Origin of the sequence: Nonomuraea rubra (assembly GCF_014207985.1) — a bacterium.
Classification (GTDB): domain Bacteria; phylum Actinomycetota; class Actinomycetes; order Streptosporangiales; family Streptosporangiaceae; genus Nonomuraea; species Nonomuraea rubra.
This window is the reverse complement of sequence record NZ_JACHMI010000001.1, coordinates 5,892,351-5,916,597: the sequence shown is the minus strand read 5'-3', so window position 1 is coordinate 5,916,597 and position 24,247 is coordinate 5,892,351. Positions and strand designations below refer to the sequence as shown.

Here is a 24,247-nt window from a genome sequence, read left to right as displayed (position 1 = left end):
CTGAGAGGGAGTGCCCCCGGTCCAGGGGGCACTCCCTCTCACATGTTCGCGGCCCCCGCCCTGATGGCTTCGCGGATGCGGAAGTAGGTCCCGCAGCGGCAGATGTTGCGGATGCCGTCGAGGTCCTCGTCGGTGATCGCGCGGCCCTCTGCGGCGACCCGCTCGACCAGCGCCACGGCGGCCATGATCTGGCCGGGCTGGCAGTAGCCGCACTGGGCGACATCGTGGTCGAGCCAGGCCTGCTGCATGGGGTGCAGGTCCTCGCCGGTCGCGAGCCCTTCGATGGTGGTGACCTCGTCGGTGGGCCGCAGCTCCCCGACGGGGATCGCGCAGGGGTTGACGGCCTTGCCGTTGAGGTGGCTGGTGCACGCCTTGCAGACGTTGATGCCGCAGCCGTACTTCGGCCCGGTGATGCCGAGGACGTCGCGCAGCACCCACAGCAGGCGCACGTCGTCGGCGACGTTCACGGTGACCTGCTCGCCGTTGACGCGGAAGGTGTGCTCAGGCACTCGCCCCTCCTCCGTTCAGGCCGTCGGCGGGCGACGGCGGGATGGGCGGGACGGTGGGTTTGGGGGTGAAGGAGAGCGTGCCGTGGTTGATCGGGAAGCTGGTGGGCATCGTCCCGGTCGCCCGGCCGTACGCGCAGGCGACGGCGGCCATCGACGCGGCGACCCCCAGCTCCCCTGCGCCTCCCGGCTGGTCGGAGGTGCTGGGCATGACGATGATCCGCAGGTCGGGCGGGGCGTTCCACTGGCGGGTGTAGAAGTAGTTGTCCCAGCTCGCCTCGAGGAAGTACCCGTCGCGCAGGTGCAGGCTGGAGGTCAGGGCGAGCGCGATGCCGTCCATGATGCCGCCCATCATCTGCGCTTCCAGGCCGCGCGGGTTGACGGCCAGGCCGACGTCCACCGCGAAGACGGCCTTGGTGACGCGCGGCCCGCCCACGCCGTCGCGGATGGGCCGGTTGACGGTCTCGGGCCGGCAGTCGATCTCCACCAGGCAGGCGCTGACCGACTTGTACTCGGCGTGGAACGCGATGCCCTGCGCGGTGCCCGGCTGCATCGGCCGGCCCCAGCCGCCGGCCTCGGCCACCTTCGCCAGCACCGCCCTGGACCGCTCGTCGCCGAGGAAGTCGTGCCGGAACCGGTAGGAGTCCTTGCCCATCCGGGCGGCGAGCTGGTCGACGATGAGCTCGCGGGCGCAGGTCACGTCGGGCGAGTAGACGTTGCGCATGCTGCCGGTGTTGAAGCTCTTGTCCGTCTCGGCGAGCAGCCGGCTGGTGATGCCGAAGTCGTAGGACATGGCCTGGCTGAGGTGGAAGAACGTCTGCGAGAAGCCGATGTCGCCCACCGGGAGCCGGGCCGCGAGCGCGGTGAAGATCTCGCCGAGCCCGTGGCCGAGGTCGGTGGAGACGCTGGTGTGCCGCTGCTTGTAGCCGAGCACGGTGTCGCCGAGGTAGGAGACGCGGACCCGCGAGATGGCCATGGGGTGGGTGCGGCCCTGGCGGGAGTCGTCGGCGCGGTGCCACATGAGCTTGACCGGCTTGCCGAGCTTCTGGGACACCTCGGCGGCCTCCAGCGCGGCGTCGAAGAAGAGCCTGCGGCCGAACGAGCCGCCGCCCTCGGTGACGTGCACGGTGACCTTGCCGACGGGCAGGCCGAGCTTGGCGGCGATGGCCTGCTGGGCGACGATCGGCGACTTCAGCGACGACCAGATCTCGGCGCGGCCGTCCCGCACGTCGGCGATCGCGCAGTTGGGCTCCAGGGCGCTGTTGCTGCGGAAGTAGAACGTGAACGCGCCCTCGACGACCGGGGTCGGCGGCCTGAGCCCCATCGGCAGCTCGGCGGCGTGCAGCTCGCGCAGCACGCTCTCGTCGGACTTGCCGGCCGTGGTGCCGGGTCTCCAGGTGACCTTCAGCGCGCGTACGGCGTCGATGCACTGGCCGAACGTCTCCGCGCGCACCGCCACCCCGGTGGAGATCACCACGGCGTCGGTGACGCCCGGCATGGCCCGGACCTCGGCGAGGTTGGCCACCGAGCCGACCTTGCCGTTGATGGTCGGCGGGCGGCACACCATCGTCGGCCTGGCGTCCGGGATGTCGAGGTCCATGGTGAACTTCTTGCGCCCGGTCACCGCGTCCCGGGCGTCCACGCGGTTGTGCGGCCGGCCGATGACGGTGAAGCTCTCGCGCGGCGCCAGCCGTACCGACACCTGCTGGGTGCGGGTGCTCGCGGCCTTCTCGGCCAGCGCGCCGAGGTCGATGGTGCGGCCGGAGCGGTCGCTGATCATCCCGGCCTTCATTGTCAGGCCGGTGACGGGCGTGCCGAGCTCGGCCGCCGCGGCCGCCAGCAGCCGGTCGCGGGCGATGGCGGCGGCCACCCGGATCGGGACGTACGTCGAGATGGTGGTGTTCGAGCCGCCGGTGAGCTGGTTGAACAGCAGCTCGGGGCGGGCGTCGGCGAGCGTGACGCGTACCCGCTCCAGCGGCACGGCCAGCTCCTCGGCGATCAGCATGGCCGTCGAGGTGGTGATGCCCTGCCCCACCTCCGCCCGCGGCAGCGCGAACGCCACCGTGCCGTCGGGGCGGACCTCGACCGAGATCAGGGCCGAGGTCGGCAGCGCGGCGGCCGTCATGACGTCGTTGAGGTCGAGCAACTCCGTCAGCTCCGGCAGCCCCGCCGGCGCCGGCGCCGCGGCGGCGGGCGGCGCCGGAGGGACGAGCTCGGCGGCGGCCACCAGGGTCGGGGCCGCCACCACGTATCCGAGGAAGCGCCGCCGCCCGATCCCCTCGTCCGGCGCGCCGCCGTGGGGTCCGGTCATGAGCCCGGACGGTTGGCCGTCGGGATCTCGATCTTGGTCTCCTGTCCCTTGGTGAGGAAGAACAGGATGTACCGCCGCACGGCCTCGTCGATGATCCAGGCGGTCTCGGGGACCAGCGGCAGCGGGACGAGCCCTTCGCGGAACCTCACCAGCCTCGGCCAGAGGGACCTGATCAGCGGGTCCCAGATCGGCTCGCGGCGGATGCCGTCCCAGTCGGCCACCTGGTCACCGACCAGGTATCGGGCCAGGGCGTTGCAGAGGGGCCGGCTGACGCTCAGCGGGCTGGTCTGCTCGGCGAGCTGGCTCAGCAGGATGTCGGTCAGCTCCACGCCCTCGCGCGTCGGGCCCATGTTGCGGGGCAGGATCTGGTCCGACTGGGCGTTGGCCGCGTCCCACGTGGCCGGGATGTACTCGTCCCTGATGCCGAGCAGGTGCGCGGTCACCTGCCAGACGTGCAGGTACGCCGCCGACTCGGCGGCCCTGATCGGGACCTGCCATTCGAGCATCTTGCGCATGGCGAAGGTCGGCAGCGTGTGCCAGGTGACGAGCATGTCCTCCTGGCTGATCGGGATGTCGCCGCCCCAGTGGGGCGACTGCTGCAGCAGGTGCCGTACGGCGGCGTGCACCAGCCGCGTCTTGACGCACTCGACGACGCAGGTGCCGTCGGGCCGGTAGGCGTTCAGCGCCCCGACGGCGAACCCGAAGATGCTGGTCTTGGCGACGCGGTCCTCCATGTCCGCGCCGCCCTTGGAGTAGTAGACCGCCCGGGCCTCGTTGGGGATGGCGGTGGCCAGCATGCCGCCGCCCACGCCGTTGCACAGGTTGAGGTAGACGCCCCTGGCCTTGTTGAACTGGGCCGCGACCTCCAGCTTGCCCTGGTCGGCCCACGACGGGAGCTGCCGGGCGCGCTCCATGAAGTCGCGCAGGTCCGCCGGCAGGCCGTCGGGTAACGGCTGGTCGTTGCGGGTCCAGTCCCACAGCAGGCGGTTGACCTCGGGGATGGCACCGCGATCGAGCAGCGAGGCGAGGAGCTGATCGGCCTCCTCGTCCCACACCCACCGCGGGTCCGCTCCGGCGCCGGCGCCCGCGATCGAGCCCTGCGGTGACCAGGTCCACGCGTGTGCGGGGGACGCCATCGCCAGCGCTCCCATCGCCCCGAGGGCACCCCCCGAGATCAGCATCCTGCGCCTGCTCAGCTCCGCCATGAACGACCGTTCCTCTCTGTCTGTCGTGCGCCCGGCTCAGGACGGGCGGTTGGTCTCGGGGATCTCGATGCTGATCGGCCGCGCCTCGGAAAGGAAAAGCAGCGCCGCCTTGCGCAGGAACTCGTCGAAGAGCCAGTACGCCTCCGGCGCCAGCGGGAACGGCAGCAGCCCTTCACGGACCGCGATGAAGGGTCTCCAGGAGAGCCTGAGCAGCGGGTCCCAGACCGGCTCCCTGGGGATCTTCAGCCAGCCGGCGATCTCGTCGCCGAGCATGAAGCGGGTGAAGGCGCCGAGGATCGGCTTGCTGAGGATGCCCCCGTCGACGGAGGAGCCGAGGTTGAGCAGGATGTCGGCCAGCTTGATGCCCTCGGGCGTGGCGGCCAGGATCGGGGTCAGCACCTGCTCGGCCTGGCTGTTGGCCTCCGCCCACGAGGCGGGGATGTACTCGTCCTTGATGCCGAGCATGTGCGCGCCCACCTGCCAGGAGTGCAGGAACGCCGTGGACTCGGCGCTGGGGATGGGCACCTTCCAGGAGACCATCTTCTGCATGACGGTGGTGGGCAGGCTGTGCCAGGTGACCATCATGTCCCGCTGGCTGATCGGGATCTCCTCCTCGGCGACCTCCGACCAGTACGGCGACTGGGGCAGCAGGTGCCGTACCGCCGCGTGCACCAGCCGGGTCTTGACGCAGGTCACGATCATCTCGCCGTCGGGCCGGTAGGCGTTGGGCGAGCCGATGTCGTAGCCGAGTTTGGCGGTCTTGGAGATACGGTCCTTCATGTCCGCGCCGCCCTGGGAGTAGTAGACGGCGCGGGCCTCCTTGGGGATGACCGTGCTCATCATGCCGCTGGCCAGCCCGTACAGGACGCCCAGGTAGAGCCCGCGCTTCTTGTTGAACTCGACCGCGAGCTCCAGCTTGCCCTGGTCGGCCCAGGACGGGAGCTGCCGGGCGCGCTCCATGAAGTCCCGCAGGTCCGCGGGCAGGCCGGCGGGTAACGGCTGGCCGTTCTTGGTCCAGGTACGCAGCAGCTCGTTGACCCTGGGCACGTCGCCGCGGTCGAGCAGCGAGGCCACCAGGGGGTCGGCCTCCTCGTCCCACACCCAGCGCGGGTCGAGCCCGGCCCCGGTGCCCGCGACCGAGCCCTGGGGTGACCACGTCCACGCGTGCGCGGGGGTCGCCATGCTCAGCGCGCCGATCGCGCCGATCGCGCCACCCGCCTTCAACATGTTGCGCCTGCTGAGTTCACCCATGCTTCGCTCCTCCTTCGACGAGGCCGGGAACGTGCATTGATACGATGAAACGCCTTGCGCTTCTGCGTATCATGACAGCACAACGTGACCGCCATCACAAGACGCGACAACGGCCGTTAGGCGGTTGAGGCACAATGAAATCCACAGGAGGTGATCGTGGAATCTGCGCTGTCCGCACTCATGGCACCGCCGAATTCGGAGTCACTGCTGGAGCGCGCGTACCTTGACGCCGTCGAACGCGTCGGCGACACCGACGAGGTGCGCTCGCGCATTCTCGGCGCGGCGTACGAGCAGTTCTGCCGCATGGGCATCCGGCGCTCGACCATGGAGGACGTGGCCAAGCGTGCGAGGGTTTCACGGATCACCGTCTACCGGCGCTTCGCCACCAAGGATGTGCTCGTCGAGCATGTCGTACGCCGGGAGTTCCGCCGGTACTTCGACCAGTTCCTCGTCGACATCGAGCAGGCGGGCACCGCGGCCGACCGGGTGGTCCTGGGCTTCGTCAGCTCGCTGCGCGCCATCCGGTCCAACCCGCTGATCGGCGGCCTGATCGCCGCCGAGCCCGACCTGCTCGTGCCCTCGATGATCAATGACGGCGGCCAGACCCTCGCCACCGTGCGGCAGTTCGTCGCGGGCCAGCTCCGCCGCGAGCAGCGCGCCGGCCACGTGCCGGGCGATCTGGACACCGACCTGGTGGCCGAGCTGATGGTCCGGGTCTCCGCCTCGTTCCTGGCGATCCCCAGCCAGGTCGTCGACCTCGACGACGAGGCGCAGCTGGCCGCGGTGGCCAGGCGGTTCCTGGTGCCGATGTTGCGGGCCACCGGATAACGGACTGCACCAGGAGCCAGAACCAGGCACGATCTAGGGCATGAAGGACAACGAGCAGTCTGTTCCGTGGCGGCGCAACGTCACCCTGTTCCTGACCGGCCAGACCGTGTCCCTGTTCGGCTCCATGGTCGTGCAGTACGCGGTGATGTGGTGGGTGACGCTGGAGACCCGGTCGGGGCTGGCGGTGGCGCTCTACGCCGTGGCCGCGTTCCTCCCCCAGGGTCTGGTGTCGCTCTTCGGCGGGGTGCTGGCCGACCGGATGAACCGCCGGGTGCTGGTGATGATCGCGGACGCGTGCATCGCGGCCGCGACGCTGGTGCTGGCGATGCTGATGGCCAACGGGGTGACCGACCTGTGGATCGTGCTGCTGGCGGTGGCGGTGCGATCGGTCGGGGCCGGGGTGCAGACCCCGGCCGTGCAGGCGATCATCCCGCAGATCGTGCCGGCCGAACAGCTCATGCGCGTCAACGGCATCTTCCAGACCATCAGCTCGGCGATGGCGCTGCTCGCCCCCGCCGCCGCCGGCGCGATCTACGCGGCGGTCGGCATCGTCCCGGTCTTCTTCCTGGACGTGGTCACGGCGGTCGCCGGGATCGGGCTGCTCGCCCTGGTCGCGGTGCCCACGCTGGAGCGAGCCGCCGGGGCCGGCGCGTCCTCCTACCGGCAGGACCTGGTCGAAGGCATGCGGTACATCCGTGCGAATACGGTCGTGCGCTGGCTGCTCATCGTGTACACGATCATCTTCCTGCTCACCGTGGCGCCCTCGTTCGTCACGCCGCTGATGGTCGCGCGCACCTTCGGCAGCGAGGAGTGGATGCTGGCGGTGCTGGAGATCGCCTTCAGCCTCGGCATGCTGCTCGGCGGTGTCCTGATGTCCACATGGCTGGCGAACCGCGGCCGGGTGGGGCTGATCCTGGTCGCCGTCTACGGCTTCGGGGCCGTGACCGTGGGGCTCGGGCTGAGCACGAACCTGTGGGTGTTCTACGGCTTCATGTTCGTGCTCGGGCTGCTGGTGCCGCCGTTCTCGACCCCGTTCATGACGCTGATCCAGGAGACCGTCGAGGCCACCATGCACGGGCGCGTCTTCAGCTACGTTAGCATCGTGATGGCCCTGGCCACGCCGGTCGGCATGGTCGTCTTCGGCCCGCTGGCCGACGTCGTCAGCGTCGAGGCGCTGCTGATCGCCGCCGGCCTGGCCACCGTCGTGGTGATGGCGATCTCGACCCGCCTGCCGTCCGGCCGGGCCGCCGTCGCCGCCTCCCGGGCCCCGGCCCCGGAGCCCAGCGCTGCGGAAACGAGCTCGTGACCCCGGTCAGAACACGACCAGGGACCTGATCACGTCGCCCGACCCCATGGCCGCGAAGGCCTCGCCCACGCCGTCCAGGGTGATGCGCCGGCTGATCAGGCCCTCCAGGTCGAGCCGACCGGCCCGCCACAGCCGCAGCAGCCGGCCGAAGTCGGTGCGCACGTCGCCCGAGCCGTACAGGCAGCCGGCCAGCCGCCGCTCCGTGGCGAACAGCTCGGCCGCGCTGAAGGTGACCTGGTCGTCGCGGCTGCCCGCGCCCACCACGACGGTGGTGCCGCCGCGCCGGGTGGCCCGCCACGCCTGCCTGATCGTGGCCGAGCGGCCCACGACCTCGAAGGCGTAGTCGAAGCCGAGCCCGCCGGTCAGCTCCTTGACCGCGTCGCCCAGCTCGTCGGGCGTGGCCACGTGGGTGGCGCCGAACGCCCTGGCCGCCTCCAGCTTCTCCGGCAGCGGGTCCACGGCCAGGACGGGGGCGGCCGCGGCCAGCCTGGCGCCCTGGATCACGTTGATCCCGACGCCGCCGCAGCCGATCACGACGACCGACGAGCCGGGGCGTACCCGGGCGGTGTTGACCACGGCGCCGACACCCGTCAGCACCGCGCAGCCGACGACGGCGGCCACGTCGAACGGCACGTCGTCCGGGATCGGGACGGCGGCCCGCGCGTCGACCACGGTCTCCTCGGCGAAGCAGCCCACGCCGAGCCCGGCATGCGCGGGCTCGCCCTCGAACGTCACGGTGGACGGCGGCGGGGGGACGCTGACGCACAGGTTCGGCTGCCCGCCCAGGCACAGCGCGCAGCTCCCGCAGGGCGGGATCCACGACAGGATCACGTGCGTGCCGACCGGCGGGCCGCTCACGCCGGGGCCGAGCTCGACCACCTCCCCGGCCCCCTCGTGCCCGGGCACCAGCGGCAGCCGGGCGGGCAGGCGGCCCTCGCACATCGACAGGTCGGAGTGGCAGACGCCGGCGGCACGCAGCCGCACCCGTACCTCTCCCGGTCCCGGCCGCCGCAGGCTCAGCTCGCCGGTGACCTCGACGGGCTTGCCCGTCTCACGCAGGATGACGCCTCGCACGTGTGCTCTCCCCCGGGCTTCAGAGCTGGACGGACGTGGTGGTGAGGAACTCCTCCAGGCCGAAGCGGCCGTACTCGCGGCCGTATCCGGACTGCTTGAAGCCGCCGAACGGCGCCAGGCCGTTGTGGGCGCCGTCGTTGATCCGGATCTGCCCGGCACGCAGCCTCCTGGCCACCCTGCGGGCGCGCTCCTGGTCCGCGGCGCGCACGCCGGCCGCCAGCCCGTACGCGGTGCCGTTGGCGATGCGGACGGCCTCGTCCTCCCCGTCGTACGGGAGGATGACCAGGACCGGGCCGAAGATCTCCTCCTGGGCGATCCGCGACTCGGGCGCCACGCCGGTGATCACGGTGGGCCGCACGTAGTAGCCGCGCTCCAGCCCGTCGGGCGCGGCGGGACCGCCGGTGAGGATCGTCGCGCCGTCCCCGGCCGCCGAGCGCAGGTGCTCGCGTACGCGCTCCCGCTGCACGGCCGAGACCAGCGGGCCGAGCCGGGTGGCCGGGTCGCGCGGGTCGCCCGGCGTGTACGTGACCGCCTCGTCGGCCGCGAGCCGTTCGGCGTCCTGGAGTCGCTCGCGCGGCACCAGCAGCCTGGTCAGCGCCGAGCAGGTCTGGCCGGAGTTGAGGTAGCAGGCCGCCACGCCCTTGCGTACGGCGTCCTCGAACGCGGCGTCGTCGAGGTCGTCGAGCAGCACGTTCGCGGACTTGCCGCCCAGCTCCAGCGCGGTGCGCTTGACCCCGGCGGCGGCCAGCTCGGCCACCCGCCGCCCGGCGCGGGTGGAGCCGGTGAACGACACCATGTCCACCAGCGGGTGCGCGGCCAGCGCCTCCCCCGCCTCCGGCCCGGTGCCCGAGACCACGTTGAACACCCCGGCCGGGATCCCGACCTCGTGCATCACCTCGGCCAGCACGAACGCGTCGAGCGGCGTCACCTCGCTGGGCTTGAGCACCACCGTGCAGCCGGCGGTCAGCGCCGGAGCGACCTTGGCGGCGATCTGGTGCAGCGGGTAGTTCCACGGGGTGATCGCGCCGACGACGCCGACCGGGTCCCGGTGGACGACCGAGGAGCCCAGCTCCTCCTCGAACGCGACGCCCGCGGCGACCTCGGGCATCGACATGAACGTCCTGATCGGCGAGCCGACCTGGATGGCCCGGGTCAGCTTGATCGGCATGCCGAGCTCGTTCACGATCGTCTCGGTCAGCTCGTCGGCCCGCTCCCCGAGCGCGGCGGCCACGGCGGCGCAGAGCCCCGCGCGCTCGGTGACGGGCCTGGCCGACCAGGCGGGCAGCGCGGCGGCGGCCGCCTCCACAGCGCGCGCCACGTCCTTGGGGCCGCTGCGCGGCACCTCGTCGAAGGGCTGCTCGGTGGCGGGGTTCACCACCTGTATCGCGGCGCCGCCGCTCGCCTGCACCCACTCACCATCGACATAGATCCGCTGTGGCATGACCCACCCTCGGCTTGGAGGAGCTTTATTCTAGATTTTAATTCTAGAAGCCAGTCCGTGACGGCGTCCAGTCGAGGGCGCGCGCCAGGCTCGTCCGCCGGACGCGCGCTCCAGGTCAGCCGATGCGCAGAGGCAGCGTCCGCGGCCCGCGCACCTGGCTGGCCGCCCACGTCACCGCCGACGGATCCGCCAGCGAGAACACCGGAACCCGCTCCAGCCACACCTCCAGCGCCACCCGCAGCTCCATGCGCGCCAGGTGCGAGCCCACGCACCGGTGGATGCCCAGCCCGAACGCGGCGTGCCGGTTGACCTCCCGGTCGATGACCACCTCGTCGGCCCGCTCGAACTGCGCCGGATCCCGGTTCGCCGCCGGGAAGGACAGCAGCACCCAGTCCTCGGCCTTCATGTCCACGCCGTTCCACCGCATGTCCTGCTTGACCAGCCGCGCCATCGTGACCGGCGCGTACGCCCGCAGCAGCTCCTCCATCGCCGCCGGCAGCAGGCCCGGCTCGGCCACCAGCCGCTCCCGGTCGCGCGGCGTCCGGGCCAGGTGCCACAACGACGCGCCGATCGCGCTCCACGTGGTGTCGATGCCCGCGATGAGCAGCAGGATGATCGTGCCGAGCACGTGGTCGGGGCTGAGCTTGTGCCCGTAGAGCTCGGCGTCTACCAGGTACGTGATCAGGTCGTCGCGCGGGTGGTCGACGTGGTCGCGGATCTGGGCGAGCAGGTAGTCCGCCAGCTCGGCGAACCCGTCGGCCCGCTCCTCGGGCGGCCTGTTCACGCTCTCGAGCGAGGTCTCGATGAACCGCCGGAACAGCGGCCCGTCCTCGGGCGGCAGGCCGAGCAGGTTGGCGATCACCCGCACCGGGATGTGCTGGGCGTACTCGTGCGCGCCGTCCACCAGGTCCCGGCCCTCGAACGCGTCGATCAGCTCGTGGCAGTACGCCCGCGTCGCCTCCTCCTGCTTGCGCACCGCGCTCTTGGTGAACGCGGGCAGCAGCAGCTTGCGCGCGTCGTGGTGGAACGGCGGATCGGACGAGATCGGCGGCACGCTGCCCATCGGGGCCAGCTCGGCCGGCGGCCGGACGTTGCTCACGATGATCCCCCGCGAGGAGAACCGCTCGGTGTCGTAGGCCACCGCCACCACGTCCTCGTACCGCGTCGGCAGCCACACCCCGCCGAACCGCTCGGTGTGCGCGATCGGGCAGCGCTGCCGCAGGTCGTCCTGGATCGGGTACGGATCGGCCGCCCAGACCGGATCGACGTGGGAGAAGTCGCCGGCCCAGTCGGAGACCGGGTCGGTGACGATCTCGCTGATCGTGGGCAGCGGGCGGTTCTTGCGCGCCTCTTCGAGGTCGGGGCCGAAGCGGTCGTCCACGCTCATCGGGCGGCTCCGTTCTCCGCGTCGATCGCCCGCTCGGGGCAGTTGGCCGCCGCCAGCCGCGCCTCCGGCTCCTGGCCCGCGGCCACCTCGCCGCTGCCGAGCACCGTGCCGTAACCTTCGTCGTCCTCGCCGAACAGGTCAGGGGCAAGGTCGTAGCAGCGGCCGTGCCCTTGGCATCGCTCGGAGTCGATCCGTACCTTCATGGCCGTCGTTCCCGTCTGTGCTGGGGGTTCGGGATCCCGCCTTTGAAGGAATTAAAAAAGTGTTCATTTGTCTCGTCAAGAGCGAGCCGCCTGCCGCACCGGCACATTCCTGGTACACGAGCGAGGTATTCCGGCCGTGTACCACCGGCTGCTTGACTCTCGCGCAGCAACCTCGACAACGTGGAGTCACATGATGATGGTCATCAGCCGGTCCGGTGCGCGCCGCGCCGGAGTGATCGGTCTCGCGGTCGCGACGGCGGCGATCGGTGCGGTCACCCTGGCCGGCCCGGCACACGCGGACTTCTTCGTCGGCATGTTCAAGACGAAGGCCGCCTGCGAGCGGGAGCGCCCCAAGTACAAGTCGTCGTGGACGACGCCGGGGCCGTGCTACTACTACACGGCCAACCCTCCGCAGAAGGGATCCTGGGGCTTCTCCGTGGACGAGCGGTACTGAACGCGCCGCGGCCGAACCATCGATCGGGTGAGAGCGTCCAAGAGGATCACAGCGTCAGGAAGGACATCTGTGATCATCCGCAAGCGCACCGCCCGCCCTGCGCAGCACCTCGACGTGACCGGCCTTCCCGAAGACCTGGTGGCGCTCATCGACGCCCTCGAGCCCGGCGAGAGCCTGGACATCACGCGGGACGGCGCGTCGATCGCGACGATCTCCAGCACCGTGGACGTGATCCAGGGAGCCGTCGTCGATCGCGACGAGCCGGCCGGGGAGCCCGGGCAGGAGCCGGTGGACCACGAGAGCATGACGGTCGTGGCCACCGCGATGGACCTGTCGGCCGCGGCCCGGGTGGCGCTGTCCACCCAGCTCGGCGCGGACTACGTCGTGCTCGACATGCACGCGGCCCCGGCGACGGCGGATGTGCTGCTGGTGCCTCCGGCCAGCCCGCAGCTGATCGGGAGGCTCCGGATGTTGTTCCCGAAGGCGCGCGTCATCGTCACCGAGATCGAGGACGAGGAGCTGGGGGTCCAGTACCACGGGCCGGTCCGCCGGCTGCTCGACGCCGGCGCGGAGGCGTACCTGCCGCCGGCGTCCGTGCCGCAGCTGGCCCGGCAGCTGGAGTACACGCTGGGCCAGGGGCGCGAGCTGGCCGGCGGGCCGGCCGCGCCCCTGCCGATCGCCCCGGCCGGCCCGGGCGACGAATGATCAGCCGCCGGCGCCGCGGCTGCTCCGGGGGCAGGTCCTGGGCCCCGCGCTCTGCCCGGCGCCGACGACGGTGACCTGGGCGGGGCCGTCCGCCGTGGCGGCGGCCGTGCACACGATCTGATCGACGGCCAGCGCGGACAGGTCGCCGGCGGGCGTGGACAGGGTCACCACCAGGTGGCCGGCCGGCGCGGCGGTCACCTCGAACGGACCGGCTTCCGACGGGACCTCGGTGGTGAGCCCGCGCGACCGTTCCCGCGCGGAGGGCCCGTCGGCCAGCAGCGTGAGCGTGTCCGCCGGGGTCAGCGGGGGGCCGGAGCGTTTCACCGCGCTGAGCCGGCCGTTCTGCACCAGGTAGAGGGTGATCGGCCAGGTCGGTGCGACGCGCCCGCTCGGCGGGTCGCCGGCTTCGATGACGTCGCTGGGCCGCACGCCGCAGCCGGCCACGGCGGCGAGCGAGACGAGGCCCGCGGCGAGCACGCGGCGGGCGAGCCGGGTCCTCACTCGGCGCCTCCCTCCGGATCGTCCGCCCGGCGTGGCAGGCGCAGCGTGAAGAGGGCGCCGCCGTCCGGGGCGTTGGTGACGGTGAGGTCGCCCTGGTGCAGGCGCGCGTTCTCCCTCGCGATGGCCAGGCCCAGGCCGCTGCCCTCGGACCTGGCCCTGGCGGCGCTGGCCTTGTAGAAGCGGTCGAACACGTGCGGCAGCACCGCTTCGTCCAGCCCGGGCCCGTGGTCGCGGACCTCGAGGGTGATCCAGTGCGGGTCGGCGGACAGCCGCACCGACACCGGTGGCTCGCCATGCCGCAGGGCGTTGCCGACCAGGTTCGCCAGGATGACGTCCACCCGGCGCGGGTCGAGCCGGGCCGTCACCCCGGACGGCAGCTCGGCCCGCACCGATTCCGTCCAGCCCCGGGCCCGCAGGGTGGCGCGTACCAGCTCGGCCACGTCGATCTCGTTCAGCGCGAGGGCGGCGACGCCGGAGTCGAACCTGCTGATCTCGATGAGGTCGTTCACCAGCTCGGTGAGGTTGAGCGTCTCCTGGCTGACCAGCCTGGCGGCTCTGCCGGCGTGCTCGGGCAGCCCGGCCGCCTCCTCGTCGAGGACGTCGGCGACCGCGGCCAGCGCGGCCAGCGGGGTGCGCAGCTCGTGCGACACGTCGGCGACGAACCGGCGGGCGTCGGCCTCCATCGCGCGCAGCTGCTTGACGTGCCGCTCCAGCTCCGCGGCGGTGTCGTTGAACGTGCGCGCCACCTCGGCCAGCTCGTCGGAGCCGTGGACCGCGGTCCTGGCCCGCAGGTCGCCCTGGCCCAGCAGGCGCGCGGCCCGGCCGAGCTCGCGCACCGGGCGCAGCACGCCGCGGGTCGCCACCGACGCGAGGACGACCGCGAACGCCAGGGTCACCAGGCCGATGGACCAGGCCCATGCGGCGAGCCGGTCGATGCTGCGCTGTTCGGGATCCAGGCTGCGCGCGGTGTAGACCTCGATGCCGGACAACCGCGTCGTGTCGTCCGGCTCGACGATCAGCAACGGCGCGCCGATGATGAGGATGGGGACGCCCCGCCACATGATGCGCTGCCACACGAGCTGGCCCCCGGCCACCGCCCGCCGCAGCTCCTCCGAGATCGCCATGGGATCGAAGCCGGCCGGCGAGCGCTCCCCGAAGTAGAGGGCGACGGCGGAGACGTTCCGATCGGTCACGGCACTGGCGATCTCGCCGAGTTCGGCCGGGCCCGGCTCCGGGTTCCGCAGCGGGAAGACCGTCTCCAGGCGGCTCCTCATCGACTGGACCGCGGCGTCCTGGGTCCGCTGCAGGATGTCGTTTCGGGCCTGGACGTACATCCCGCCGGCCACCGCCGCCGCGGTGACGACGCACAGCAGCGCGAAGGTGAACAGCAGCCGGGCACGCAGCCCCAGAGGTGCCACCGGCGGCTCACACCGGCCCGAACCGGTACCCGAACCCACGCACCGTCTGCACGTAGACGGGCGCCGCCGAGTCGTCCTCGATCTTGGCGCGCAGCCGCTGCACGCACGCGTCCACGAGCCGGGAGTCGCCGAAGTACCCGTGCTCCCACACGGACTCCAGCAGCTGCTGGCGGCTGTGCACCCGGCCGGGCGTGCCGGACAGTTCGAGCAGCAGGCGCAGCTCGGTCGGGGCGAGGCTGACCGGCTCGCCGCTCTTGGAGACCACCAGCCCGGCCCGGTCGATGGTCAGGTCACCGTGCCGTTCCAGCTCCGCCTGGTCCCGGCCGATCCGCCTGAGCACGGCGCGGATGCGGGCCTCGAGCACCCTGGGCTGCACCGGCTTGACCACGTAGTCGTCGGCGCCCGCCTCCAGCCCGGCGACCACGTCCATGTCGTCGCCGCGCGCGGTCAGCATGATGATCGGCGTCTCTCCGGCGGCGCGGATGCGGCGGCAGACCTCGAACCCGTCCATGCCGGGCAACATCAGATCGAGCACGACCACGTCGGGCAGGTCTGCACGCATCCGGTCGAGCCCCTGCTCGCCGGACTCCACCGCGCGCACCCCGTGCCCGTGCCGGGTCAGGGCCAGCTCCAGGCCCTCCCGCACAGCCGGGTCGTCCTCGATCAGCAACACTCGTGACACGCCGCGTTTCACCGCACGCTCCGTAACTCGCCCGTCGGGTCGACGACAACCACTGTCGGCCGGTCGTGTCCCCGCTTCGTTCGCGCCATGTCATGGTTGTGTCACAGTCGCGCCGGCGCCGGCCGCCGTCGACAAACCATGACATGTGGCAGACAACGCACGCACATTCGGCGCCAATCGTATGCGGCATGAACGAGCCACGCACCATCCCACTCCGGCCCCGGGACCGGCTGTTCGCTGTGGTCACGCTGGTGCTCGCCGTGCTCCTGCTGCCGGTGGCGTTCGCCCGCCGTCCCGGCCGTGCCCGCGAGCTGGCCTGCGGCTGGGCGTTACGGCTGCGCTTCCCGGCCGAGGACCTGACCGGGCTGACCGGCGGCGCCCTGGCGGCGTTCACCGCGGCGCGCACCGAGGCGCTCTGGCGTCACGGCCAGCTCATCGGACTCACCTCGGGATACCGCGATCCCCAGCTCCAGCAGCGCATGTTCGACGAGGAGGTGCGCCGCGCCGGCTCCCCCGCCTCGGCGCGGATGCTGGTGCTCCCGCCGGCGGAGTCGCCCCACGTCAGGGGCGTCGCGCTGGACGTACGCCCGCACGAGGGCGCGCGCTGGCTGGAGGAGCACGGTGCCCGCTACGACCTCTACCGCATCTACGACAACGAGTGGTGGCACTTCGAGCACCGCCCGGAGTGCCGGGGTGTCCCACCACGACGACGGCCCCACCCTGGCGCCTATCATTAGTTATGCGAATATAATCGTTATATGTCTATAACCAGCCGGGTGACCCCCCCGCCCGCGGGCACCCCCGCGCTCAGCCCCCGCCGGCGGATGCTCATCCTGGCCATCTGCTGCATGAGCCTGTTCATCGTCGGGCTGGACAACACGATCGTGAACATCGCGCTGCCCGCCATCCGGCGGGACCTCAGCGCCTCCGTCTCCGGCCTGCAGTGGGTCATCGACGCCTACACGGTGGTGCTGGCGAGCCTGCTCATGCTGGCCGGCTCCACCGGCGACCGCGTCGGCCGCCGCCGCACGTTCCAGACCGGCCTGGCGCTGTTCACGCTCGGCTCGGTGCTGTGCTCGCTGGCCCCCAGCCTCCCCTGGCTGGTCGCGGCGCGGGCGCTGCAGGCCGTCGGCGGCTCCATGCTCAACCCCGTCGCCATGTCGATCATCACCAACACCTTCACCGAGCCGCGCGAGCGGGCCCGGGCCATCGGCGTGTGGGGCGGCGTGGTCGGCGTCAGCATGGCGCTCGGCCCGCTGGTCGGCGGGGCGCTGGTCGGGTCGGTCGGCTGGCAGGCCATCTTCTGGATCAACCTGCCGGTGGGGGTGGCCGCCTTCGTGCTGTGCGCGCTGTTCGTGCCGGAGTCGCGCGCGCCGCACCCCCGCCGGGTGGACCCCGTCGGGCAGGTGCTGGTCATCGTGCTGCTGGCCACCCTGACGTACGCCTTCATCGAGGCGCCGGCGGCCGGCTGGGGCTCGCCGGCGACACTGGGCTGCTTCGCGATCGCGGCGCTGGCGCTCGCCTTCCTGGTGCCGTACGAGCTGCGCCGCGCCGAACCCCTCATCGACCTGCGCTTCTTCCGCAGCACTCCGTTCACGGGGGCCACGGTCATCGCCGTGTGCGCCTTCGCGGCACTGGGCGGCTTCCTGTTCGTCAACACCCTCTACCTCCAGGACGTGCTCGGCCTGTCCGCCCTGCACGCCGGCCTCTACACGCTGCCCATGGCCGGGCTGACCGTGATCTGCGCTCCCCTGTCGGGCCGGATCGTCGGCAACGCCGGGACCCGCGTGCCGCTGCTCGTGGCCGGAGTCACGATGGCCGCCAGCGGCCTGATCATGACGGGGCTCTCCGCCGACACCCCGGTCTGGCAGCTCATGGCCGCGTACGTGCTGTTCGGGCTGGGCTTCGGCATGGTGAACGCGCCCATCACCAACACCGCCGTCTCCGGCATGCCGCGCGCCCAGGCCGGCGTGGCGGCGGCCGTGGCCTCCACCAGCCGCCAGATCGGCCAGTCGCTGGGCGTCGCGGTGATCGGCGCGCTGGTCACCTCGGCGGTGGCGGGGCCGTTCGCCACCGGGTTCCCGGCGGCCAGCCACGTCGGCTGGTGGATCATCGCCGGGTGCGGGCTGGCGATCGTCCTGCTCGCTATCCTGACCACGACCGGCTGGGCCCGCCGCAGCGCCGCCCGTACCGCCGAACGGCTCGCCCACGCTCCCGACAGAACGGCGGACGCCTCATGAGCGACACCTCCGGCCAGGAGGCGGTGGCCCGCGTCTGGGCCGCCATGTACGACCTCGTCCTGCGCCAGGAGGACCGCCGCAAGGAGGTCGCGGAGACGCTCGGCATGAGCTTCTTCCGGGTCAAGGCCCTGCGCAGGCTGCTGTCCGGGCCGATGACCATGCGGGAGCTGACCGCCGAGCTGTCGACCGACAAGCCGTACACCACGCTGATGGTGGACGACCTGGAGCAGCGCGGCTACGTCACCCGCAGCGTCTCCCCCGGCGACCGCCGCAGCAAGATCGTCACTCTCACCCCCGAGGGGACCGCGGTCGCCGAGGAGGCCGAGCGCATCCTGGCCCGCCCGCCGCGCTCCCTGCTCGCCCTGGATCCCGGCGACCTGGCCGCCCTCGACCGCATCATGGCCAGGCTGCGCACCCCGGAGTCGTGAACGGGGCATGCCAGGAGGCCGCTTCCCGTGCCAGACTGCACGGCATGGTGACCAGCGCCCTGATCCCGTGGCTGCGCGACAGCGATCCGGCCCTGCGCTGGCAGGTCGAGCGGGACCTGCTGCACGAGCCGCCCGAGGTCTGGGAGGCGACCAGGGCCAGGGTCGCGACCGAGGGCTTCGGCGCGCGGCTGCTCGCGCTGCAGGACCCTGACGGCCAGTGGGCGGGCGGCGCGTTCTTCCCCGCCGGCCACGACTTCGACGCGGCCGCGCGGGAGCAGCCCTGGACGGCGACCACGTGGACGCTCAACTCGCTGCGCGAGTGGGGCCTCGACGCCGCCGCGCTGCGCGGCACGGCCGAGCTGCTCGACCGGAACTGCCGCTGGGAGTACGACAACCTGCCGTACTGGGGTGGCGAGGTCGACTGCTGCATCAACGCCTGGACGGTGGAGAACGGCCTGTGGCTCGGCGCCGGCATCACCGGCATCGTCGACTGGCTGGTCGAGCACCGGCTGCCCGACGGCGGCTGGAACTGCGAGTGGGTCGAGGGCTCGACGCGCTCGTCGTTCCACTCCACGCTCAACTCGCTCAAGGGGCTGCTCGCCTACGACATCGCGACCGGAGGCACGGAGGCGACCCGGGCCGCCCGGCGCGGCGGCGAGGAGTACCTGCTGCGGCGCGGGCTCTTCCGCCGCCTGTCCACGGGCGAGCCGGTCGCGCCGTGGGTGGGCCGCTTCGCGTACCCGTTCCGCTGGTTCTACAGCGTGCTCAACGCTGCCGAGTACTTCCGCCGGGCGGCGCTGTTCGACGGCGTGCCGCCCGACCCGCGCATGGCCGAGGCGATCGAGCTCGTCCGGGCCGCCCGGCAGCCGGACGGCACCTGGTTGCAGGGCCGCACGCTGCCGGGGGCGGTGTGGTTCGAGGTGGACGTGCCGGAGGGGAAGCCGTCGAAGTGGCTGACCCTGTCGGGGACCCGGGTGCTCGACTGGTGGGACGCCCGGTGAGATCCGGAGGTCAGAGCCTGCCGAGGCCCTTGGCCAGGGCGGTCGCGGTCCTGGCGATGGTCTGGTTGTCGATGGGCAGGCCGGGGGTCCGGTTGGAGTAGACGGCCATGATGATCGGGGCGCCGCCCTTCTCCGGCCAGATGACGGCGATGTCGTTCCCGCCGCCGAAGCCGTCGGAGTTGGTGCCGGTCTTGTGGGCGATCGTCCAGGTCTTTGGCAGGCCGGCCGGGATGCGCTCCGCGCCGACCTTGGCGGCGAGCAGCCAGGCGACGAGCTGCTCGCGGTCCTTGGCGTGCAGCGCGGTGCCGGTCGCGAGCGCGCGCAGGTTGCCGGCCATGGCCGCGGGCGTGGTGGTGTCGCGCCGGTCCTTGGGCGTCCAGTCGTTGAGCCCGGGGTGCCAGCGGTCCATGCGGGAGATCGGGTCCTTCAGCGTACGGAAGTAGGCCGTCATCCCCGCGGGCCCGCCGATCAGCTTCATCAGCAGGTTGGACGCGGTCCCGTCGCTCTGGGTCACGGCCGCGACGCACAGCTCGGAGACGGTCAGGCCGTCCTTGACGTGCTTCTCGGTGACGGGCGAGTTGGGCTTCATGTCGGCGGCCGTCCACTTGATGTGCCTGCTCATCAGCCCGGGCTGCCGGGTGCGGGCCTGGTGCAGGACGGCCGCGCACAGGGGCGCCTTGAACGTGGACAGCATGGGGAAGCGCTCCCCCGCCCGGTACGTCAGGGTCTTGCCGGTGGCCGTGTCGAGGGCGTACGCGCCGATGCGCCCCTTGAAGGCGGTCTCCAGCGCGCGCAGCTCCTTCTTGACCCGGGCCTCGCTGGAGACGGCCACCCCCGACACTGGCATCGACACCGCTGCCGAGGCCGTGCCCGTCGTCAGGGTGCCGCCTCCCAGGAGGGAGATCGCCAGGGCGGTCGCGGGCAGCACGGTGGCGGCGCGCAGGTGTCGCATGTCACATCGTCCTTCGCTCGGTGATCCGTTCGGAGAGCCAAGCAGATGTGATCAGCGGATGTCTAATAGCGCTATGGGCGCGTTCGCGATATCGGTCCGCATATCGGACCTGGTCAGAGCGCTGGCGCAGGGCGGCCCGCCGGAGTGAGCAGGCCGATCAACCGGGCGGGGTCCTCGACCGTGACGGTCAGGGCGGGATGGCGGAGCAGTCCGAAGGGCTCGCTGCCGGACACCGAGCGGCGGAAGCAGATGCAGACCCCCTGCGTCGTGCTGCTGCCGAACGTCAGCCCGCCGTCGGCCAGCGACACGCGCACCCCGATCGCCTTCACCGGCGAGTACGGGCCGGACAGCTCCACGCCGGTGACGTTGCGCCGCGGCGACAGCACCAGCCACGGCCCGAAGCGCACCCGCAGCAGCTCGCCGGTGAGCGTCAGCCTGCACGTGGACGGGCGGATGCCGAGAACGGCGAGCAGCGGGCGGTAACGCTCCTCGAACGCGAAGCCGAACTCCTCTTCGTGACTCACCCGCCCACGGCTACCCGGAGCCCCAGCTCCTACACGCCCGCGCCGCTGCCCTGCTGGGCCTTGCGCTCCGGGTGGGGCCAGGAGCGGCCGCGGAGGCGTTCGATGTCGGTGTTGAAGCGCTTGAGGTAGGCGGCGAAGGCCGCGACCTCGTCGGCGGTCCAGCCGGCCAGCACCTTCTCCAGGCCGTTGATGTTCCTGGCACGCTCGGAGTCGAGGTAACGCTCGCCCTCCTCGGTGAGGCGGAACTTGCGGGCGACGCCGCCCTGCGGGTCCGGGATGCGCTCGGCCAGTCCCCGGCGCAGCAGCGCGGACGTGTGCCGGTTGAGCGTGGACACGTCGAGCCCGAACGCCTCGCTGAGCTGGCCGATGGACATCATGCCCTCCATCCGGATGCGGCTGAGCAGGATGTACGCGCTGCGGTCGAGGTGGCGGTGCTGGCCGAGCAGCATCGTCTCGTACTCGATCAGGTGCGTGGGCTTGTCCATGCCGGTCCTTCTATCCATCCGATGCGGGCCCAGCCTATCTGCCGAGAGCCTGCAAAATGTGCATGTAACACACTATGTGTAGAGTGCACATCGCTTCCCATGCCGAGAGTTTTGAGGGGGATCCGCGTGGAAGAGAGTGGTTCCGGCAGTCGCGGCAGCGGCATCGTCACCGTCATGGCCGTGGCCGGCATCGTGGCGGCGCTGTCCCAGACCCTGGTCGTGCCGCTGATCGGCGTGCTGCCGGCCCTGCTGGGCACCACGGCCTCCAACGCCTCCTGGGTGATCACGGTCACGCTGCTGGCCGGAGCCGTCACGACGCCCGTGATGGGCCGGCTGGGCGACCTGTACGGCAAGCGCCGCATGATGCTCGTCTGCTCGGTCCCGCTCGTCGTGGGCTGCGTCATCTGCGCGTTCGCCGGGTCGCTGGCGCCGATGGTCGTCGGGCGGGGGCTGCAGGGCATGGGCATGGGCATGATCCCGCTGGGCATCAGCGCCCTGCGCGACGTGCTGCCGCCGCACCGGCTGGGCCCCGCGATCGCGCTGATGAGCTCGTCCATGGGGATCGGCGGCGCGCTCGGGCTGCCGCTGTCCGCCGCGGTCGCCGAGTACGCGAGCTGGCGGGTGCTGTTCTGGGGCTCGGCCGCGCTGAGCCTGGTCGTGGCGGCGCTGATCTGGCTGCTGGTGCCGGTCACGCCCGCCAGGGCGCGCGGGCGCATCGACCTGCTCGGCGCGCTCGGCCTCGGCGCGGGCCTGGTGTGCCTGCTGCTCGGCGTCTCCAAGGGCGCCGACTGGGGCTGGACGAGCGGCATCACGCTCGGGCTGCTGGGCGCCGCCGTGGTCCTGCTGCTCGCGTGGGGCTGGTGGGAGCTGCGGGTCCGCGACCCGCTGGTGGACCTGCGCGTCACCGCCCGGCCCCAGGTGCTGCTGACGAACGTGGCCTCGATCGTCGTCGGCTTCTCCATGTACGCCCAGTCGCTGATCGTCATCCAGATCCTCCAGCTCCCGGCCGCCACCGGCTACGGCCTGGGCCAGTCGATGCTGGCGGCGGGCCTGTGGATGGCGCCGTCCGGCCTCATGATGATGATCATCTCGCCGATCGGAGCCCGGCTGTCGGCCGCGCGCGGCCCCAAGGTCACGCTGATCGTCGGCAGCCTCGTCATGGCGCTCGGGTACGGCCTGTCCATGCCGCTGCTCGGCTCCGCCTGGGGCATGCTGATCATCACCTGCGTCATCAGCATCGGCGTCGGCTTCGCCTACGGCTCGATGCCCGCCCTCATCATGAGCGCCGTGCCGCTGTCCGAGACCGGCGCGGCCAACAGCTTCAACACGCTGATGCGCTCCATCGGCACCACCGTGTCCGCCGCCGTGATCGGCGTCGTCCTGTCGCAGCTCACCATCGACTTCGGCGGGCACCAGCTGCCGTCCGAGGCCGGCTTCCGCACGGGCCTGCTCATCGGCTGCGGCGCCGCGCTGGTGGCCGCGGCGATCACCGTGACGCTGCCGGGCCGCCGCCGGGAGGCGGAGCCCGCCGGGGCTCCCGCGGAGCAGGTCGTCAAGTCCTCACGGTGAACAGGAAGCGGTACGCGCCCGGCGGGACGCGTGCCGCCAGCCGTACCCGGTGGACGGTCTCCACGGTGCCGTCGTGCCCGCGGACCTGCCGTTCCTCGGCTCGCGCCCGCCAGCCGGGCGGCACCCGCAGCTCGACCGGGCCCCACGTGATCACGCCGGGGCCCGCCACCGGGCGGACCCGCGAGACGAACAGCTCCTCCACCAGCACGTCCGCGGGGCCGAACTCGTCCACGAGCTCCAGCGTGCCGGGGCGCCAGTGGAAGGTGCGGGTGAAGCGGTGCTGGGTGGCGTAGGCGGCGGTGAGGTCCAGCGCGAACGTCACGGCACCGCCGGTCGCCGCGTACGCCAGCACCTCGGCCCGGCGCTCGCGGCCGGGGAGCTGGGCGGCGCCGTCGATCAGGGGGACCGAGTGCCATTCGGCCGAGGCCTGCGGCACCTGGTAGCGGCCCTCGCGGAAGTAGTCACGGGTGTACTCCGGCGCGCCCAGGTCGTCCAGGATCGTCCGGCCGTGCGCGTGCAGCACGAAGTGGCCGAGGTCGAGGTGGTTGTGCGGCTCGTCGTTGTGGCCGCCCTTGGCGGCGAACGCCGTCCCCGCCGCCCTGGCCACGACGATCGCGGCGTCCGGCAGGTACGAGCACGGCTCCGGGGCTGTGCGGGGTGTTTCCCGTGACCACCACAGGGTGCGGGTCAGGTGGGCCCAGCGGTGGCAGGGGTCGTCGTGGAACGACGGGACCGCCGGCTCCGGCACGCGGACGCCGAGGCGGGCGGCCAGGCGGGACAGGAGGCCGGTGGGGTACACGCCTCGGGCGTGCGAGTCGGCGAAGGCGGGTCTGGTGCCGTCGCCCAGGTCGATCCTCGCCGGGTAGGCGGCCATCTCGCGGACGTGCGGGTCGTCCAGGAGGTCCTCGCCGGTGTGCTCGCGCAGCGCCTCGGCGAAGTAGACGAAGTAGCCGAAACCGTAGGACCAGTAGTCCGGGCCCTCCAGGCAGGCACCGTCCGCGCCCGAGCCCGACAGGAACGCCGCCAGCGCGCGCCTGAGGCGGGGCAGGAGCGCGGGGAGGTGGGGCGCGGGCGGGCGTGACGAGTCCAGGGCGAGCGCGGGCGGGCGTGACGAGTCCAGGGCGAGCGCGGCCAGTCCTGTGGCGGCTGCGCAGACGGCCGCCCAGTTGTGCGGGGCCGACTCCCACCACATCGGGGGCTCGCCCGGCCGCAGGAGGCGCAGGACCCTGCGGTCCACCTCCGCCCGCACGCGGACCGCCGCCTCGGGGTCGAGGTGGCCGGCCAGGAGGGCCACGATCTCGGCCAGGGTGTGGGCGGTCTCGGCGGCGAACAGGTCCACGAACGTGTCGAGCGGGCGGTCGTGCGGCTCGTGCGCGGGCAGAACCCAGGTGCGCTCCTCGCACACCGACCACAGCAGGTCGCGCAGGGCCGGATCGGGGCAGGTGCCGGGAGGGGCATCAAGGCGGGTGTCGGAGCGGGCGTTGAGGTGGGCGTCGAGGGCGAGGGCAGCCAGGCGCCGGCGGCGGTCGAAGTAGGCCCGCTCGTAGGCCAGCCGGTCGCCGGTGTCCGCGAAGCGCCGCCACAGGGCGGGGGTCAGCTCGGGAGCGGGCGTGGTACGCGCCCGCTCCGCCTCCTCGCGAATCTCGCGCACCAGCCGCTCGGTGATCCCGCCACCGGCAGGCGCATCGGGCGGGAGCACGCCGGAGAACGACGCGTCCCGAGCAGGCGCATTCCGAACGCGTGCATCCCGAGCAGGTGCATCGCTTTCGCGCGTGT

General features: G+C 72.2%; 24 protein-coding genes. 9 read left to right on the top strand and 15 right to left on the bottom strand.

Features of this window, described 5'->3' with window-relative positions; translation table 11 throughout:
• Positions 1 to 38: 38 nt before the first annotated feature.
• The 4 genes from HD593_RS64520 to HD593_RS26815 are packed head-to-tail and all read right to left on the bottom strand — an operon-like array spanning position 39 to position 5,273.
• A complete protein-coding gene (locus HD593_RS64520) occupies positions 39 to 509 on the bottom strand; it encodes a (2Fe-2S)-binding protein (protein ID WP_185104843.1) in 471 nt (156 codons plus the stop codon).
• A complete protein-coding gene (locus tag HD593_RS26825; protein ID WP_185104842.1) occupies positions 502 to 2,817 on the bottom strand; it encodes a molybdopterin cofactor-binding domain-containing protein in 2,316 nt (771 codons plus the stop codon). The genes HD593_RS64520 and HD593_RS26825 overlap by 8 nt, the downstream gene beginning before the upstream one ends.
• Positions 2,814 to 4,022 carry an oxygenase MpaB family protein gene (locus HD593_RS26820; protein ID WP_185104841.1) on the bottom strand — a complete coding sequence of 403 codons (1,209 nt, stop codon included), beginning with the start codon at positions 4,020 to 4,022 and terminating at the stop codon, positions 2,814 to 2,816. Before HD593_RS26820 ends, HD593_RS26825 begins: the two co-directional genes overlap by 4 nt.
• A gap of 36 nt (positions 4,023 to 4,058) precedes the next feature.
• Positions 4,059 to 5,273 (bottom strand): oxygenase MpaB family protein, encoded by a 1,215-nt coding sequence (locus HD593_RS26815; RefSeq protein ID WP_185104840.1) that lies wholly within the window; start codon positions 5,271 to 5,273, stop codon positions 4,059 to 4,061.
• 180 nt (positions 5,274 to 5,453) lie between these two features.
• Here HD593_RS26815 and HD593_RS26810 point away from each other — a divergent pair, with 180 nt between their 5' ends.
• Positions 5,454 to 6,101, top strand: coding sequence for a TetR/AcrR family transcriptional regulator (locus HD593_RS26810; RefSeq protein WP_185112140.1), 648 nt, complete (start codon positions 5,454 to 5,456; stop codon positions 6,099 to 6,101).
• A gap of 40 nt (positions 6,102 to 6,141) precedes the next feature.
• Positions 6,142 to 7,407, top strand: coding sequence for an MFS transporter (locus tag HD593_RS26805; protein ID WP_185104839.1), 1,266 nt, complete (start codon positions 6,142 to 6,144; stop codon positions 7,405 to 7,407).
• Positions 7,408 to 7,413: 6 nt separating this feature from the next.
• Here HD593_RS26805 and HD593_RS26800 read toward each other — a convergent pair whose 3' ends face one another.
• From HD593_RS26800 to HD593_RS26785, 4 genes are all read right to left on the bottom strand, one after another.
• A complete protein-coding gene (locus HD593_RS26800) occupies positions 7,414 to 8,481 on the bottom strand; it encodes a Zn-dependent alcohol dehydrogenase (protein WP_185104838.1) in 1,068 nt (355 codons plus the stop codon).
• A 19-nt stretch (positions 8,482 to 8,500) separates the two neighbouring features.
• Positions 8,501 to 9,922, bottom strand: a complete 1,422-nt coding sequence (locus HD593_RS26795; protein ID WP_185104837.1) for an aldehyde dehydrogenase family protein — start codon at positions 9,920 to 9,922, stop codon at positions 8,501 to 8,503.
• A 115-nt stretch (positions 9,923 to 10,037) separates the two neighbouring features.
• Entirely contained in the window at positions 10,038 to 11,309 is a 1,272-nt protein-coding gene (locus HD593_RS26790; protein ID WP_185104836.1) for a cytochrome P450, read from the bottom strand.
• Positions 11,306 to 11,512 (bottom strand): ferredoxin, encoded by a 207-nt coding sequence (locus HD593_RS26785; RefSeq protein ID WP_185104835.1) that lies wholly within the window; start codon positions 11,510 to 11,512, stop codon positions 11,306 to 11,308. Before HD593_RS26785 ends, HD593_RS26790 begins: the two co-directional genes overlap by 4 nt.
• A gap of 190 nt (positions 11,513 to 11,702) precedes the next feature.
• Here HD593_RS26785 and HD593_RS26780 point away from each other — a divergent pair, with 190 nt between their 5' ends.
• Together HD593_RS26780 and HD593_RS26775 are read left to right on the top strand one after the other, a co-directional pair.
• Entirely contained in the window at positions 11,703 to 11,966 is a 264-nt protein-coding gene (locus HD593_RS26780; RefSeq protein ID WP_185104834.1) for a hypothetical protein, read from the top strand.
• A 69-nt stretch (positions 11,967 to 12,035) separates the two neighbouring features.
• Positions 12,036 to 12,671, top strand: coding sequence for a hypothetical protein (locus HD593_RS26775; protein WP_221524979.1), 636 nt, complete (start codon positions 12,036 to 12,038; stop codon positions 12,669 to 12,671).
• Here the strand turns inward: HD593_RS26775 and HD593_RS26770 are convergent, their stop codons facing one another.
• From HD593_RS26770 to HD593_RS26760, 3 genes are read right to left on the bottom strand one after another with little or no spacing between them, the layout of a single operon-like run.
• Entirely contained in the window at positions 12,672 to 13,172 is a 501-nt protein-coding gene (locus HD593_RS26770) for a hypothetical protein (RefSeq protein WP_221524978.1), read from the bottom strand. It lies immediately after the preceding gene.
• Positions 13,169 to 14,590, bottom strand: coding sequence for a HAMP domain-containing sensor histidine kinase (locus HD593_RS26765; protein WP_312903720.1), 1,422 nt, complete (start codon positions 14,588 to 14,590; stop codon positions 13,169 to 13,171). Before HD593_RS26765 ends, HD593_RS26770 begins: the two co-directional genes overlap by 4 nt.
• 7 nt (positions 14,591 to 14,597) lie before the next feature.
• Positions 14,598 to 15,272, bottom strand: a complete 675-nt coding sequence (locus HD593_RS26760) for a response regulator transcription factor (protein ID WP_185104833.1) — start codon at positions 15,270 to 15,272, stop codon at positions 14,598 to 14,600.
• 188 nt (positions 15,273 to 15,460) lie between these two features.
• On the opposite strand from HD593_RS26760, the gene vanY-N reads away from it, so the two are divergent.
• Genes vanY-N through HD593_RS26740 form a run of 4 tightly spaced genes read left to right on the top strand, consistent with a single transcriptional unit; the run spans position 15,461 to position 18,941 of the window.
• Entirely contained in the window at positions 15,461 to 16,009 is a 549-nt protein-coding gene (gene vanY-N, locus HD593_RS26755; protein WP_185104832.1) for a D,D-peptidase/D,D-carboxypeptidase VanY-N, read from the top strand.
• Positions 16,010 to 16,030: 21 nt separating this feature from the next.
• Positions 16,031 to 17,512 (top strand): MFS transporter, encoded by a 1,482-nt coding sequence (locus tag HD593_RS26750; RefSeq protein WP_185104831.1) that lies wholly within the window; start codon positions 16,031 to 16,033, stop codon positions 17,510 to 17,512.
• A complete protein-coding gene (locus tag HD593_RS26745; RefSeq protein WP_185104830.1) occupies positions 17,509 to 17,940 on the top strand; it encodes a MarR family winged helix-turn-helix transcriptional regulator in 432 nt (143 codons plus the stop codon). Before HD593_RS26750 ends, HD593_RS26745 begins: the two co-directional genes overlap by 4 nt.
• 44 nt (positions 17,941 to 17,984) lie before the next feature.
• A complete protein-coding gene (locus HD593_RS26740; RefSeq protein WP_185104829.1) occupies positions 17,985 to 18,941 on the top strand; it encodes a squalene cyclase in 957 nt (318 codons plus the stop codon).
• A 10-nt stretch (positions 18,942 to 18,951) separates the two neighbouring features.
• Here the strand turns inward: HD593_RS26740 and bla are convergent, their stop codons facing one another.
• The 3 genes from bla to HD593_RS26725 all read right to left on the bottom strand — a co-directional run bounded on the left by bla (position 18,952) and on the right by HD593_RS26725 (position 20,902).
• Positions 18,952 to 19,893 carry a class A beta-lactamase gene (gene bla / locus HD593_RS26735; RefSeq protein WP_185104828.1) on the bottom strand — a complete coding sequence of 314 codons (942 nt, stop codon included), beginning with the start codon at positions 19,891 to 19,893 and terminating at the stop codon, positions 18,952 to 18,954.
• A gap of 113 nt (positions 19,894 to 20,006) precedes the next feature.
• The gene (locus HD593_RS26730) at positions 20,007 to 20,417 is read right to left on the bottom strand and encodes a hypothetical protein (RefSeq protein WP_185104827.1); all 411 of its coding nucleotides are present in this window, start codon (positions 20,415 to 20,417) and stop codon (positions 20,007 to 20,009) included.
• A 29-nt stretch (positions 20,418 to 20,446) separates the two neighbouring features.
• Positions 20,447 to 20,902 carry a MarR family winged helix-turn-helix transcriptional regulator gene (locus HD593_RS26725; protein WP_185104826.1) on the bottom strand — a complete coding sequence of 152 codons (456 nt, stop codon included), beginning with the start codon at positions 20,900 to 20,902 and terminating at the stop codon, positions 20,447 to 20,449.
• Positions 20,903 to 21,028: 126 nt separating this feature from the next.
• On the opposite strand from HD593_RS26725, the gene HD593_RS26720 reads away from it, so the two are divergent.
• On the top strand, positions 21,029 to 22,471 hold the full coding sequence (locus HD593_RS26720) for an MFS transporter (protein ID WP_312903718.1): 1,443 nt from the start codon (positions 21,029 to 21,031) through the stop codon (positions 22,469 to 22,471).
• On the opposite strand, the gene HD593_RS64515 is transcribed toward HD593_RS26720, so the two are convergent.
• Positions 22,455 to 24,170 carry a heparinase II/III family protein gene (locus tag HD593_RS64515; protein WP_185104824.1) on the bottom strand — a complete coding sequence of 572 codons (1,716 nt, stop codon included), beginning with the start codon at positions 24,168 to 24,170 and terminating at the stop codon, positions 22,455 to 22,457. The two genes, HD593_RS26720 and HD593_RS64515, sit on opposite strands and share 17 nt — an antisense overlap.
• Positions 24,171 to 24,247 lie beyond the last annotated feature (77 nt).